Source organism: Pseudomonas graminis, assembly GCF_900111735.1.
In the GTDB taxonomy this organism is placed as follows: Bacteria; Pseudomonadota; Gammaproteobacteria; order Pseudomonadales; family Pseudomonadaceae; genus Aquipseudomonas; species Aquipseudomonas graminis.
Genome location: NZ_FOHW01000008.1, coordinates 87,978 through 100,300 on the forward strand (window position 1 = coordinate 87,978; position 12,323 = coordinate 100,300).

Annotated in this window: 17 protein-coding genes; 12 read left to right on the forward strand and 5 right to left on the reverse strand. The window is 59.3% G+C overall.

Going from position 1 to position 12,323, the window contains the following annotated elements; translation table 11 throughout:
* The first annotated feature begins 59 nt into the window (after positions 1-59).
* The 8 genes from BMY98_RS08440 (at position 60) to map (ending at position 4,631) form a co-directional block, all read left to right on the forward strand.
* Positions 60-248: a hypothetical protein gene (locus BMY98_RS08440; protein ID WP_065991502.1), complete on the forward strand. Its 189-nt coding sequence runs from the start codon at positions 60-62 to the stop codon at positions 246-248.
* A gap of 149 nt (positions 249-397) precedes the next feature.
* The gene (locus BMY98_RS08445) at positions 398-664 is read left to right on the forward strand and encodes a PepSY domain-containing protein (protein ID WP_065991503.1); all 267 of its coding nucleotides are present in this window, start codon (positions 398-400) and stop codon (positions 662-664) included.
* A gap of 158 nt (positions 665-822) precedes the next feature.
* On the forward strand, positions 823-1,248 hold the full coding sequence (locus BMY98_RS08450; protein ID WP_074887311.1) for a GNAT family N-acetyltransferase: 426 nt from the start codon (positions 823-825) through the stop codon (positions 1,246-1,248).
* Between the two features lie 92 nt (positions 1,249-1,340).
* Positions 1,341-2,372, forward strand: coding sequence for an Ldh family oxidoreductase (locus BMY98_RS08455; protein ID WP_074887314.1), 1,032 nt, complete (start codon positions 1,341-1,343; stop codon positions 2,370-2,372).
* A gap of 162 nt (positions 2,373-2,534) precedes the next feature.
* Entirely contained in the window at positions 2,535-2,783 is a 249-nt protein-coding gene (locus BMY98_RS08460) for a hypothetical protein (protein WP_074887316.1), read from the forward strand.
* Positions 2,784-3,171: 388 nt separating this feature from the next.
* A complete protein-coding gene (locus BMY98_RS08470) occupies positions 3,172-3,522 on the forward strand; it encodes a helix-turn-helix domain-containing protein (protein ID WP_074887321.1) in 351 nt (116 codons plus the stop codon).
* 72 nt (positions 3,523-3,594) lie between these two features.
* The gene (locus BMY98_RS08475; protein WP_074887324.1) at positions 3,595-3,849 is read left to right on the forward strand and encodes a ParD-like family protein; all 255 of its coding nucleotides are present in this window, start codon (positions 3,595-3,597) and stop codon (positions 3,847-3,849) included.
* Positions 3,846-4,631: a type I methionyl aminopeptidase gene (gene map, locus BMY98_RS08480; RefSeq protein WP_074887327.1), complete on the forward strand. Its 786-nt coding sequence runs from the start codon at positions 3,846-3,848 to the stop codon at positions 4,629-4,631. The genes BMY98_RS08475 and map overlap by 4 nt, the downstream gene beginning before the upstream one ends.
* Before the next feature lie 229 nt (positions 4,632-4,860).
* Here map and BMY98_RS08485 read toward each other — a convergent pair whose 3' ends face one another.
* Entirely contained in the window at positions 4,861-5,130 is a 270-nt protein-coding gene (locus tag BMY98_RS08485; protein WP_074887518.1) for a hypothetical protein, read from the reverse strand.
* 83 nt (positions 5,131-5,213) lie between these two features.
* Positions 5,214-5,438 carry a DUF6555 family protein gene (locus BMY98_RS08490; RefSeq protein WP_074887330.1) on the reverse strand — a complete coding sequence of 75 codons (225 nt, stop codon included), beginning with the start codon at positions 5,436-5,438 and terminating at the stop codon, positions 5,214-5,216.
* A gap of 465 nt (positions 5,439-5,903) precedes the next feature.
* On the opposite strand from BMY98_RS08490, the gene BMY98_RS08495 reads away from it, so the two are divergent.
* Positions 5,904-6,233, forward strand: a complete 330-nt coding sequence (locus BMY98_RS08495; protein ID WP_074887333.1) for a hypothetical protein — start codon at positions 5,904-5,906, stop codon at positions 6,231-6,233.
* A 91-nt stretch (positions 6,234-6,324) separates the two neighbouring features.
* On the opposite strand, the gene BMY98_RS08500 is transcribed toward BMY98_RS08495, so the two are convergent.
* Both BMY98_RS08500 and BMY98_RS08505 read right to left on the reverse strand, forming a co-directional pair.
* Positions 6,325-7,401 (reverse strand): sunset domain-containing protein, encoded by a 1,077-nt coding sequence (locus tag BMY98_RS08500; protein ID WP_074887521.1) that lies wholly within the window; start codon positions 7,399-7,401, stop codon positions 6,325-6,327.
* A gap of 44 nt (positions 7,402-7,445) precedes the next feature.
* The gene (locus tag BMY98_RS08505) at positions 7,446-7,646 is read right to left on the reverse strand and encodes a DUF1654 domain-containing protein (protein WP_074887522.1); all 201 of its coding nucleotides are present in this window, start codon (positions 7,644-7,646) and stop codon (positions 7,446-7,448) included.
* Between the two features lie 268 nt (positions 7,647-7,914).
* On the opposite strand from BMY98_RS08505, the gene BMY98_RS08510 reads away from it, so the two are divergent.
* Complete coding sequence (locus BMY98_RS08510) at positions 7,915-8,139, forward strand: YgdI/YgdR family lipoprotein (protein WP_074887336.1); 225 nt, start codon at positions 7,915-7,917, stop codon at positions 8,137-8,139.
* Positions 8,140-8,278: 139 nt separating this feature from the next.
* Positions 8,279-10,897, forward strand: a complete 2,619-nt coding sequence (locus BMY98_RS08515) for a PAS domain-containing protein (protein WP_074887339.1) — start codon at positions 8,279-8,281, stop codon at positions 10,895-10,897.
* 68 nt (positions 10,898-10,965) lie between these two features.
* Here the strand turns inward: BMY98_RS08515 and BMY98_RS08520 are convergent, their stop codons facing one another.
* On the reverse strand, positions 10,966-11,637 hold the full coding sequence (locus BMY98_RS08520; RefSeq protein WP_074887343.1) for a lipopolysaccharide kinase InaA family protein: 672 nt from the start codon (positions 11,635-11,637) through the stop codon (positions 10,966-10,968).
* Positions 11,638-12,009: 372 nt separating this feature from the next.
* On the opposite strand from BMY98_RS08520, the gene BMY98_RS08530 reads away from it, so the two are divergent.
* The gene (locus BMY98_RS08530; RefSeq protein WP_074887348.1) at positions 12,010-12,273 is read left to right on the forward strand and encodes a DUF1652 domain-containing protein; all 264 of its coding nucleotides are present in this window, start codon (positions 12,010-12,012) and stop codon (positions 12,271-12,273) included.
* Positions 12,274-12,323 lie beyond the last annotated feature (50 nt).

Genomic DNA, 12,323 nt, shown 5'->3' on the forward strand with positions numbered 1-12,323 from the left:
ACCATGTCCGCACAGGTGTACTGCGCCCCACGTCTCGACCGGTTTTCAGGAATCCCGCAATGACCAACAAACAGCGTCTGATTTATTCGATCATCATCGCCTTGAGTGTTCTGGCGATCATGCTTGGCCTTTCCCATCTGCAGAACACCGGCGTGCTCAGCGAAAAGACCTTTCAATACATCGCGATCTTCGTCGCAGTCGTCGTGGTGGTGCTGAACGGCGTGCTGCGCCGCAAGGTCAAGCGCTGATCTGGGTGAGCCCAGCATTCAGCCGGTGTCAGCGGTGGTATTCATTCGGCAGCATCAAGCGGTTACAAAACCCCGAATGAACTATTTTTTCGGTGAGTAACTCCAAAAAACCGCATTCAAAAGCCCGCAAAGGGAAATGGAGTTCAACCATGATCAAGAAACTTACCGCTGCCGTTCTCGCCACCGCTGCCCTTACCACCGCACAGTTCGCCCTGGCGGACAAGCCGGGCGCTGGCTGGATCACCATCGAAAAAGCGATCGAAAAAGCCAAGTCGGCAGGTTACACAGAGATCTACAGCATCGAAGCCGACGACAAAGGCTACTGGGAAGGCGAAGGCCGCAAGGCTGACAGCCTGACGTACGAATTCCGCATCGACGGCACCTCCGGCAACGTCCTGCGCGATCAGAAAGACTGATCGACCCAGCGCTTGAGCGCGTGTGGAAGCCCCCGGGCTTCCACGTCCATTCACACTCACCCCGTCGCTACTTTTTTGCTTTAACTCCTCGCAGCTTTACTCCCTCCTGTATATCCGACAACCTTGCGTTCCCCATTTCCGTCAGCAGGAAGCGACGCATGAGTGTCCGGATCGAATTCAAATCCAACCCCTCCGAAGAAGAACGTCTGCAGATCCTCGAGCCACTGAGGGACTACAACGCAGCCATGGCCGGCGACGGCAAGCACGAAAAGTTTGCCTTGTTCGTCCGTGACGAGCAGACCAATGTTGTCCTCGGCGGCCTGCATGGCCGAATCCTCTACAGCTGGCTGTTCATTGAACTGCTCGTGGTGCCTGAACAGGCCCGGGGAAAGCGCACGGGCAGCCAGTTGATGACGATGGCCGAGGACCTCGCCCGTGAACGGGGCTGCGTTGGCGTATGGCTCGACACCTTCGATTTCCAGGCGCCCGAGTTCTATCGCAAGCATGGCTATGAGCAGTTCGGTCAACTCGATGACTACCCGCCCGGGCACCAGCGGCTGTTCTTTCAGAAGCGCTTGCTCTAACACCGGGCTGCGTGTCATGGGCAACGGCGGGCCTGCCTGAACCGGGCGGGGCTGTTCCGCTTCCACCTCCAATAATCACAGCGGAGCTTCAGATGCCTTCAACCCACGACAACCAGACCACCCGGACGATTTCCTTTGCCGAGCTGACAGAGCTGCTGCGGCAGATTTTCGTGCGCCACGGCACCTCGCCCGACGTTGCGCAAGTGCTGGCCGCCAACTGCGCGGCCGCCGAGCGCGATGGCTCCCACAGCCACGGCATCTTCCGCATCAAGGGTTATCTGTCGTCGCTGGCAGCCGGTTGGGTCGACGGCCGGGCCGAACCGAAGGTCGAGGACGTGGGCGCAGGGTTTGTGCGCGTCGATGCCATGGGCGGCTTTGCCCAGCCGGCGATGCAGGCGGCCAAGGCCCTTGTCATAGAGAAGGCGCGGGCCGCAGGGATCGCCATTCTGGCCATCCGCAACTCCCACCACTTCGCCGCGCTGTGGCCGGACGTCGAGCCGTTCGCCCAGGAAGGGTTGGTGGCGTTGAGCGTCGTCAACAGCATGACCTGCGTCGTGCCCCACGATGCGCAAAAGCCCTTGTTCGGCACCAACCCCATCGCTTTCGCCGCGCCGCGCGCCGGTGGCCAGCCCATCGTCTTCGACATGGCCACCAGCGCCATCGCCCATGGCGACGTGCAGATTGCCGCCAGAGAGGGGCGCATGCTCCCGCCGGGGATGGGCGTCGACCGTAACGGTGAGCAGACCGAAGACCCGAAGGCCATTCTCGACGGCGGTGCATTGCTGCCATTCGGCGGCTACAAGGGATCGGCGCTGTCGATGATGGTGGAGTTGCTGTCCGCCGCGCTCACCGGCGGCCATTTCTCCTTCGAGTTTGATATGTCGAAGTCTCCTGGGGCGCAAACCCCCTGGACCGGTCAGGTGATCATCGTCATCGATCCGGACAAGGGCAGCGGTCAGGCATTTGCCGAACGCTGCGAAGAGCTGGTCAGGCAGATGCACGGGGTTGGCCAGCAGCGCATGCCGGGTGATCGCCGTTATCGTCAGCGTGAGCGTTCGTTGCAAGACGGGATTGTGTTGTCCGCAGAAGATCTTGATCGGCTGGAAGCGCTGGCCCGGGTTTAAGCGGCCGGCTTCGGATTCATCCCGGGTAAGGGCAAGAAAGCGCGTGTTGATGGGCACAGCACCGGGTCTTTTCCGCACGACCATTCGTCGCGACAGGACTTGCGTTCGAGGGGCGTTGAAAATACTGTATGTTTAAACAGTATCGAGAAGAAGAGAGCGAACATGCAAACCACTCAAGTCGACACCCGTCAGGAATTCACGGCGCAGAAAAACGAATCCTCTTTCAGCAGCGTATGGGGCAACGAGATGCAGCGTGAGGATTTTCTTGCCCTGGCATCGGGACTTCGTCAGTTCAGCGCCAGTCAGGCCGACCTGGCTTTTGTGCCATCCAGCGCAGGCTATGCAACGGGTTATGCCAAGGGCAGCGCAAGCGGCTACTTGACTGAGCAGGGTCAGCTCGCGGGGGAGTGATGTCGGAGGAGGTGCTCCCGGCAAGGCAGCCGGGACAGATTCAGGGCTTGAATCGCACCAGGACAGGGACGGGCGTTTGACCAGTCATCGTGTCATCTGCGTCTGGCTGACGCGTTTTACCGGTGCGAATCATCGCCAGGGCAATCAGTGTGCCCACGGCCGACAGCGCCAACCAACCCAGTAAGAAAGAAATCATTGTCTGGTTCTCCGAACTACAGAAATCGGGCTGCCATTCAAAAGAATAGCGGTACATCAGAACCTATCGGCCACGTGGGGAATTCCTTGAGCCGTCAATTCGGAAGATTGACCAAATGAGCCCAAGGGCGCAACTCCCTCGGACCAATGGGGTCTTGCTCTTTGAACATAGTCAACTTGAGGACCCTCGTTTATGAAAGATCTCGGCTCACGTCTGAAAGAAGAACGCAAACGGCTCGGGCTGTCGCAACAGGATTTTGGTTCCATCGGTGGGGTAGAGGCCAATGCCCAGGGCAAATACGAGAGCGGTGAGCGCATCCCGCGTTCTGATTACCTGGCGGCGCTAGGCAAAAAAGGCATCGACGTCATGTACGTGCTGTCGGGCGAGCGAACGCCGATCGCCACCGAGACACTGAACGAAGCGGAGCGGGCGGTCATTACCCATTACCGGGCGCTCAGCGAAGACGACCGAGAGGCGATTTCGCAGTTGGCCACGTCGCTTTCCGAGTGTGCGACCGAGTTTTCCCAGTCGCGCTCCGAGTAGCAGAGCTACGAAGGCCGGTTGCGAGAAAATATATGGAACGTATATGATCCGTATATTCTTCGAGAGGTCGGTATGGGACTGGTAAAAATTTCCGAACAGATGCACGCGAACATTCGTTGCGCCAGCGCGGCCTTGAGTCGCTCGATCAACGCGCAGGCCGAGCACTGGATGCGGGTGGGCATGCTCGCCGAGCTGCACCCCGGTCTGAATTACAGCGAGATCTGCCAGCTGCTGATCCGCGCCGAAACATCAGGCGGCGCCGTGTTGAGCCTTCAGCCCTGCGATCTCGTACCGGATCTGGCCTCCGCCAGGGCGGTGTCCCAATGAGCATCAGTATCAAGACCGAAGCCGACCTGGTAGGGCTGCGTGTGGCGGGGCGTCTGGCGGCAGACGTGTTGGCGATGATCGCAGAGCACGTCAAGCCGGGCATCAGCACCGAAGCGCTGGATGACATCTGCAACGCATACATCGTCAACGAACTGAAAGTAATCCCTGCCAACGTCGGCTACCACGGGTTCACCAAAACCACCTGCATCTCGCCCAACACGGTCGTCTGCCACGGTATTCCTTCGGCGGAAGATGTGCTCAAAGACGGCGACATCGTCAACATCGATGTCGCGGTTATCAAGGACGGCTGGTACGGCGATACCAGCCGAATGTACTACGTCGGGGAAGTAAGTCCGCTCGCGCGCCGTCTGGTCGAAACCACGTACGAGGCGACCCTCGCCGGGATACATGCAGTGAAGCCTGGTGCGACCTTGGGCGACATCGGCAATGCCATCCAGAACGTGGCGTACCGCGAAGGCTTCAGCGTGGTGCGCGAATACTGCGGGCATGGTATCGGTCGTAAGTACCACGAAGAACCTCAAGTGCTGCATTACGGCGCGGCGGGCAAGGGGCTCAAACTCAAGACCGGCATGGTCTTCACCATTGAGCCGATGATCAATGCCGGCAAACCGGGCACCTACGTCCTGGACGATGGCTGGACCGTGCTCACCCGCGACCAGTCATTGTCGGCCCAGTGGGAGCACATGGTGGCGGTGACCGAAACAGGTTTCGAGCTGCTGACCCCGTGGCCGGACGGCACCGGCGACTACCCTGAAGTGTGAGCACAGGCGCCGGGCAAGCGGCTGGACGAGGGGGCTGGACGCATAAAGTCACAATAGCGGGCGTGACGGAAATGCGACTTAGCTTGTAGGCTCTTTCTCGTTCCCCTGTGGTGCTGCTTCCTGACAGGCTTAGGACGATCGGTGCAGGTAGCGCCAGGGGAGAACACCACTTTATCGATCACCTGAAAAAACCGGCCTTGGCCGGTTTTTTTATTGCACGCGTGAATCTCTAGTGCCTGGACTGCTCGGTCTCCAGCTGCTTGGCTGCCTCGACACCGGAAGAACTGAGTTTGATGGGGTACTTCAAAGACCGATCCCCGGCACTGGAATGGTGGACGCAACCGTCGTGAATCAAGCCCGCCGTCTGCAACTGCTCAAGGGTGTCGGCGACTGCGTTCTCCCCTCGGTAGTTGTCCAGAACTTCTTTGCCCAGGCCTGCCGGGTGGGCATGCAGCAACCGGGTCAGGACTTCCTGTTTCAATGCGTTGTCGATGGTCATGTTTACCTCGCTTTGCTGGTGTAATGAGCGCTGCTTGTAAATTCCGACCACGTGAATCCAGGTTCGTTTGCAGTTTTCCTCGATCAGGTGCGTTTCCATTGCACCTGCGTGACGCCCAGCCCTTCAGCGTACAAAAGCGCCCGTTTCACGGGACCGGCGCAAATGTGGCCCTCGACCCCGCCGACCCCTGCGTGCAAGGTCGCAAAATGGAGCGCGTCACTCTCGCATAGATGGTTGCCCTGATGATTGAAGTGCCGCGGTTCACCTTGAAACCGGTAATGAATTTCAAAATCCTTATAGTCATTCATTGTCTTGGCCTGTATGGGCGTACGGTGACGCCGGGTGAATGAGGGCTTCCTTGATGTGCCAGACAGCCTGCATGTCGACTGCATCGACAGTGCTGTCACTTCATTTCGAGATCGATACAGGCTGATCAACTCTCAATGGGCCTCGGATCGTAATGCATCTCCACCTGAGACTGGCCATCCGCAATCGGCTTGCGAGGCGACCGACCGACGAAGAATTGCACACCTTCATGAGCGTTTAATATCCCTCGCCGATAGGCGGCCATGTGCCATATCGATATGGATATTCACTGTGCATCCAGACGCATTGAATGCAACACGATGAGGTTTTCGAGGGGGAGCTGCGGATCGAACCAGCCCAAGAAGGGGACGGAAATGTTTTGTGCGAAAAAGGCAAATTGATGGCCCGCGGCGGCTGCCTTTTCTGGAAAAATCCTTTTTTATCAATTGATTCCGGGATGAACGTGTATGCGCAGTGTGGGCTTGGCCGTGGTGGCCGCTTTTCTGGCAGCTGTGTGCGTTACCGCGCACGCCAAGGACCTCAGCAAGAACGACCTGCAGGTCTGCAAATGGGGAGCAGGGGTCGCGGGGGCGGCGCAGCAATCCAAGCTCTCTGGCACCACCCTTTACAGCGCGCGCAAAAAACTGCAGAGCCGTAAGTTCGCTAAACCGTGGATGAGCAAGATGGCGCTGGGAATCACCCAGCAGACCTACAAGAGCCCTTCTAAGCTGAAACCCGCCGCCGTGAAGCAGACCTACTACGAGGGCTGCATCCAGCACGATCTGGCGCGTAAGTGACCCCGGAGGTTATTCAGCTTTAGCCAACTCCTCCGCACCTGCCACTGTGTGGCAGGCGCGTTGAGTAGGGGTCAGCGTGCGCTGCTGCGGATCAGCGGCAATTGCCCGCCAAGTGGTAATGCTGCGCTTCGGCCGCGGCGGTGCTTTTGAACTCCACCCGGTTTTTTTCGGCAATCGCGTTGTAAGAAGGGCAGTCAGGACGATGGTAAATCATGGTCTTTTTGTTCCCGCGTATGGCGAACGCCAGGTTGGCCGGTGTGCCGCCCACACTTGCCGCGGGCTTCATCGGATTGCCCGTGGTGGGGCGGGCTTGTGCCGTTATGGCGGACGCGCTGGCCGCGCCACTGCCACCGCTTAAATTGGCACTGAGGAAGATCGGTGCGTGGTCGGACACGCTGTCACGGCCCTTGGCGTGGCTCAGTCCGAGGAATTTCGGGTAATCGAACACTTCGACCTTGTTGACCCGGATCGCCGATTGCTTGCTGATGAAGATGTTGTCATAGAGGTTGGCGAATTTGCCGTCCTTGGTCGACAGCGTGCTGGCGCCTTCCAGCACCAGCGGCCTGGCGCCGGTGTCGAGCTTGTCCCACGCGGGCGAGTTGGGCGGGGTGTTGAAGTCGCCCATCAACATGATCTGGTTGTTGCCGGCGTAGGTTTCCTGCAGCCAGGTCCAGTAATTGGACAGCGCGACGATTTCCGAAGCCCGGTCTGCCTGGTTCTTGCCGTAAAGGATGTGCACGGTGGCCACGACAAAAGTCTTGCCGTCCTTGAGCGAGCGGAACTGTGCGGAGTAGGGCTCGCGTTCAAAGGTGTCGCTGCGGTCCAGGTAGCTCACGGCCCCGTCTTCGTAGGCGACAGCATCATCCCGCCAGACGAACCCATACATTTCCTTGTAGGAAGAGCGGCCCACGGCATGGGATGCCATGGAACTCCAGTGCTTGCCGGTCTGCCGGGTCAGCTCTTTGGCCAGCGCCTCAAGCGCATCTTCGCTCATCAATTCCTGAACCGCGAGAAAATCGACCTTCTGGGCGACCTTGGCGATGCCCTGAAAGTCTTTGTTCGGACGCACGCTCAGGTGCTCCAGGTTCCAGGTGCCAATGTTGACGTCAGCGGACGCGTTTTGCAGGAAAGTAAAAGCCAAAAGCAGGGCGACACAAAATCTGAGCATGTTATCCAACTGGGTAGTTCATCGAGGTGGGTTCGGGTTGCAGGTCAATCTTCCTTGGGCACCGTCCAGAAAATCTGCACGCCGCCGTCGTCTCGCCAGGCCAGGGTCACGTTGTCGTTTTCGTCGATCTCTTCCAGCAACTGTTTCCAGTCGTCCTCGAGTTCGTCCGCCAGCCGGAAAATCAGCGCCGCGCGGGCTTTCTGCGCACTCTGTGAGTTGATGATCTTCTGGACCCGCACGGCCATGCGCTCGTAGTGCCCGGGCGATGCTGCGGTTGATACGTTGGTGTCAGACACGAAGTGACCCTCCTGTTCGCTGTATGCGCATACAGTATTTGAGTGTCGGACGTTTCGCAACAGCGGATCGGACAAAAACCTCCTCTGATCCAACTCGCTGATTTTTCTGATGAATATTCGGGTTGCGAACCAAACTCGATCACGCTGATCTGATCTGCTAGATGACGATTGAGCGTTCAGGCGCACGACGCCTGGGCCACACAAACCAGGAGGCTTTATGAAGATTCAATCATTGCTGATGCCGCTCGCGTTCGCCTGCTGTGCAGCGCTGGCGGGCTGCTCCACGTCGACCGTGGTCACCCTGCAGAACGGGACCCAGTACGTGACCAAGGATGCGCCGAAGACCAAAGGAAAAGATGGCTTCTATGAGTTCGAAGACATCTCCGGGAAAACCATTCGCGTACGCGCTGACGAGGTAGCGACCGTCAAAGAAGAGGATTGAGCCACGGCAGGGCCCGGTTGAAGCAGTCACCGGGCCCGTCTGTATTGCAAACTCGTCCCGATCTGATTGGAACGTCTTCGCATTACCGTCGCTCTAAGCGAGGCAATCTGCTCACGATACTTCCTGTCAGGCCCTAATTATGGATACCCCACCCAACACCGGGTTCAGCGCAGCACCCCTGCGTTTCCTTGCCAACGGCGGTGCGGTCGGTGATCTGCTTCAGTCCCCATTGATCGATGGGTCGCCCCTCGGCGCGCCCTCCGAGTGGCCGGACACTCTGAAAACCCTGATGGGCACAATTCTTCCCGTGCAGGCCCAGATCGTGCTCTTCTGGGGTGCCGAATTTGTGGCGCTGTACAACGACGCCTATGCGCCGAGCATCGGCGAGAAACATCCCCGCGCCCTAGGCCGGCCTGCGATCGAGAACTGGCGCGAGTTGTGGGACGACCTTGAGCCGCTGCTGCGCGGCGTGCGCGAAAGCGGGCAAACCTTTGCTGCCAAGGACCGTGCCTTTTATATCGAACGCCACGGCTACGGCGAAACCGTCTACTTTGACGTTTCCTATTCGGCGGTTTACCAGGCCGATGGGGCTGTCGGCGGCGTGCTCTGCGTTGTCACTGAAACCACCGAGCGTGTGCATTTCGAGCGTTGTCAGGCGCTGCTGCTTGAGCTGGGCCAGGCCTTTCCCTCCAATCGCGACCCCGAGCAGATCGAAGCGGGCGTCATCCGGCGTGTCGGTCGCGAGCTGGGCGCCGCCCGTGTCCATCTTGCGGAAGCTGACGACGAGAAGGGCGATTTTTTCATTCGCCGTGAATACCGCCAGGGTGACGTGGTGGCCCGATCAGGGCTGATCTGCATCAGCGATGACACCTGCGCTGCGTTGCGCCAGGGCGTCACTGTGCAAGCGACGGCAAAAGCCGATTCCGTTCCTGTTGACCTTCACGCCGTTGCACCTCAGTCGGACGGCTCAGTGAGTCTGTCTGTGCATGTCCCACTGATGCGCCATGACACACTGGCCGGCGTGTTCACCGTTGAGTTCGAAGGGCAGCGGGTCTGTAGCCCCCACGACATCCACATCATTGAAGAAGCCGCCAAGCTGGGCTGGCAATGGATCAATCACACTCGGGCTGAATCGGCGCTGCATGCCAGTTCTGCGCAATTGGCCGGGATGTTCGACCAGGCAGGCGCCGGGATTGCGCTGTGCGATCACCGAGGCGTGTTTCAGCAGGTTAATGATCGCTACTGCGACATCATGGGGCTGCAGCGCCGAGCGATCGCCGGTCGTTCGATTCTCCAATTGCAAAACGACCTGGCTGCCGACGCGCAGCCTATGTTTTACGAGAATTTCCTGACCGCCGAGGCGCCCTTCGAACTGACCCAGCACCACGTGCGCGCAAACGGTTCGGTCGTCTGGGTGCAGACCCACGTCACGCCTCTGCTTGATGGGCAGCAGCAACTGAGCGGGTTGCTGTTTGTGTGCGTGGACATCTCCGCCCGAGTCGGCGCTGAACATCAGTTGATCGAGCTCAACGAAAGCCTCGAACAACGCGTCGCCACTATGGTGGCCGAGCGCGAGGCGGCCATTTCGCTGCTGCACGAGTCGCGCAAGATCGAGATGGTCGGCCAGTTGGGCGGCGGCATCGCCCATGACTTCAACAACCTGCTGACGCCGATCATGACGTCTCTGGAATTGCTGCGGCGCCAGCCGGTCAGCAACGACCGCTCCCATCGGCTTATCGACGCCGCGCTGCAGGCGGCGGATCGCGCGCGAATTCTGGTGGGCCGTTTGCTGACCTTTGCCCGCCGGCAGACGCTCAAGCCTCAGGTCGTGGCGCTGCACAGTCTGGTCAACGACATGCGTGACCTCATTCAGCGTTCGCTGGGCCCGACCATCGAAGTGATTGTCGAGATTCCTGCAGACCTGCCAAACATCCTCATTGATCCCCATCAGCTCGAGCTGGGCGTGCTCAATCTCGCGGTAAACGCCCGTGATGCGATTGCCGAACGTGGTTACCTGAAAATCAGCGCCCGCCCTGAAGTGGTTGCCGACAGCCCGGGGCTGGGCCCGGCGCCGTCGCAGGGTAGCTACGTCAGGCTGACGGTGTCGGATAACGGCAGCGGTATGAGCGAAGAGGTGCTGCAACGCTGTGTTGAGCCGTTCTACTCAACCAAGGGCGTCGGCAAGGGCACCGGTCTTGGACTGTCGATGATGCAGGGCTTGGCCCTGCAATCGGGCGGCGGTTTTGATATTCAGTCGACGCCGGGCCTCGGCACGCGCGTTGACATCTGGCTGCCGGTGTCCAGCGCCGATGTGTTGAAAGTGGCAGAAGGCGATGGCGACTCGGCGCTCGGCGCGGATCACCCATTTCACGTACTGGTGGTCGACGACGAGGAACTGGTCCGCTACACCGTTGCGCTGCAATTGCGTGACTTGGGCTACCGCGTGACCGAGGCGGCGTCGCCGTCCGCTGCCGAGCAAATGGTCGGCGCCGGGTTGCGGCCGGACGTGCTTATCACCGATCAGCTAATGGCAGAAAAGAGCGGCACGCAGCTCGCCCTGAGTCTGCGCGAAGTGCTGCCTGCGCTGCCGGTCCTGGTCGTGACAGGCTATACCAGCGAGTCGTCGACGCAGATTGCCGGCTTCGAGGTGCTGGCCAAGCCCTTCAGCCGCGCTGACATTGCATCCAAAGTGGCGCAGGTGATCAGCGGCCCGGCAGTGCCGGCATTGATCAGCGAGCAGGCCGGTCAAGCCTCTTGACCGGCCAAGCCCCTCACGCCCGGTCTTGCCTGGTGTGAAGGGCGCTCTGACTACCGTAGCAGCTTCGCTTAAAAGGCTCGGCCGATGGCCTGCTCGTAGCACGACAGGAAGTACTGCCACTGGGACTCGTCCCAGAAAGAGTGCCTTCTGAGCTGAGGAATGTCGTGGCGCGCAGCGCCCATGGTGGTGATCCGCCCGTGGGATTTTTCCAGATCCAGCAGCGCCAGCTCGAAATCAAACCGGGTGTCGGTGACCGTCGCCTTGATGAAGATGTGCTTGGAGCGCATGCAACCATGCTGCCACTTGCCCAGGTGCATCTTCGCCAGCGTTTCAGCGAGACGCTTGAAAAGACGCTGATGCTGCTCGACGCTCAAGGTGCTGGCGCCGCCCTGGGCGTACCAGGTATCGAGGTCGATGAAACCGCCCAGATCCTTGGTCACCAGAACGCCTTGCCATACACCCGCGACCTTGCGTGCGCCGTAAAACACAGGTCGTGGCGCGTTGACGCCCAGCTCCTCAAGTTTTGTCAGCGCGATGCCCTCACGCAGCGCAGTCGGGCGGCCAGTGGGATAACGCAAGCTGCGGAACAGATGGCCGGTCTGGCGTTTGACGTAAAGCGTCTTGCCATCGTGCACCACGCGTTGCACACCGCTGGTGCCGTTGCGGCGCACATTCGGCGGCTCGACCCAAGGCCCTGAAGTGCCCCACCAGAACTCAAACTCGCTGTTCGCCCGACCCATCATGTGCTCCAAATACGGTAGAAATCTTGCTTGTGCAGCGACTGCCATTTTGCAGCGCGAGCCCCTCAGGCCGTGGCGTGCGTGATTAGTTCACTGCCTCTAAAGGATATTGGCGAATGGCCATTTTCGAGGCGCCCAGCTTACTGACTTGTCGGACCGATGACTTCGTCAAACCCGCGCCATTTACGCCATCCAGCAGGTCGTATGTGCAGCGCCGGCCTGATTGAGGCCTAACCCTTAGTCTCTCTGAATCATCCATGGGCTCAGACTTCTTGATCTGGATCATGTCCGTTCGTCCCATTCTTGAGAAACTCTTGGAATTGCTGCTCCCGTGGGATATCCACAGTGCATAACCAAATAAGGAAATTTGCCATGATGTCCACACTTGAACTCTGCCATATCGTCGAATCAGGTTTTCTCCCCGCCAAGTGCAAATGCACCATCGATGCCAAGGATCAAATAATGGTGCAGATATTTGATCGCGAAAGGGGCCACGCCGATTTGCTCGCTGCGGGCATTCCGGTCAGTTCTCTCAATTCCAGTCGCGCCATTGCCAATTTGATTGCCAAGTTGAAAGACGAGCTCAAGCTGCACGCTGCCCGCCGCCGCTCAACCGCTTATCAGGAACGCGCGTAATTCATCAGCAACCTTCATAGCAGCAGCTGCAGGATTCATCTTTCCTTTCT

Coding starts and splice junctions, on each gene's coding strand:
- BMY98_RS08505 (WP_074887522.1), bottom strand. CDS start 7,646: ATGGCCGTGCGGGTCCAGAAGATCATCAACTCACAGAGTGCGCAGAAA.
- map (WP_074887327.1), top strand. CDS start 3,846: ATGAGCATCAGTATCAAGACCGAAGCCGACCTGGTAGGGCTGCGTGTG.
- BMY98_RS08450 (WP_074887311.1), top strand. CDS start 823: ATGAGTGTCCGGATCGAATTCAAATCCAACCCCTCCGAAGAAGAACGT.
- BMY98_RS08445 (WP_065991503.1), top strand. CDS start 398: ATGATCAAGAAACTTACCGCTGCCGTTCTCGCCACCGCTGCCCTTACC.
- BMY98_RS08515 (WP_074887339.1), top strand. CDS start 8,279: ATGGATACCCCACCCAACACCGGGTTCAGCGCAGCACCCCTGCGTTTC.
- BMY98_RS08475 (WP_074887324.1), top strand. CDS start 3,595: ATGGGACTGGTAAAAATTTCCGAACAGATGCACGCGAACATTCGTTGC.
- BMY98_RS08460 (WP_074887316.1), top strand. CDS start 2,535: ATGCAAACCACTCAAGTCGACACCCGTCAGGAATTCACGGCGCAGAAA.
- BMY98_RS08530 (WP_074887348.1), top strand. CDS start 12,010: ATGATGTCCACACTTGAACTCTGCCATATCGTCGAATCAGGTTTTCTC.
- BMY98_RS08485 (WP_074887518.1), bottom strand. CDS start 5,130: ATGACCATCGACAACGCATTGAAACAGGAAGTCCTGACCCGGTTGCTG.
- BMY98_RS08440 (WP_065991502.1), top strand. CDS start 60: ATGACCAACAAACAGCGTCTGATTTATTCGATCATCATCGCCTTGAGT.
- BMY98_RS08490 (WP_074887330.1), bottom strand. CDS start 5,438: ATGAATGACTATAAGGATTTTGAAATTCATTACCGGTTTCAAGGTGAA.
- BMY98_RS08510 (WP_074887336.1), top strand. CDS start 7,915: ATGAAGATTCAATCATTGCTGATGCCGCTCGCGTTCGCCTGCTGTGCA.
- BMY98_RS08500 (WP_074887521.1), bottom strand. CDS start 7,401: ATGCTCAGATTTTGTGTCGCCCTGCTTTTGGCTTTTACTTTCCTGCAA.
- BMY98_RS08470 (WP_074887321.1), top strand. CDS start 3,172: ATGAAAGATCTCGGCTCACGTCTGAAAGAAGAACGCAAACGGCTCGGG.
- BMY98_RS08455 (WP_074887314.1), top strand. CDS start 1,341: ATGCCTTCAACCCACGACAACCAGACCACCCGGACGATTTCCTTTGCC.
- BMY98_RS08495 (WP_074887333.1), top strand. CDS start 5,904: ATGCGCAGTGTGGGCTTGGCCGTGGTGGCCGCTTTTCTGGCAGCTGTG.
- BMY98_RS08520 (WP_074887343.1), bottom strand. CDS start 11,637: ATGGGTCGGGCGAACAGCGAGTTTGAGTTCTGGTGGGGCACTTCAGGG.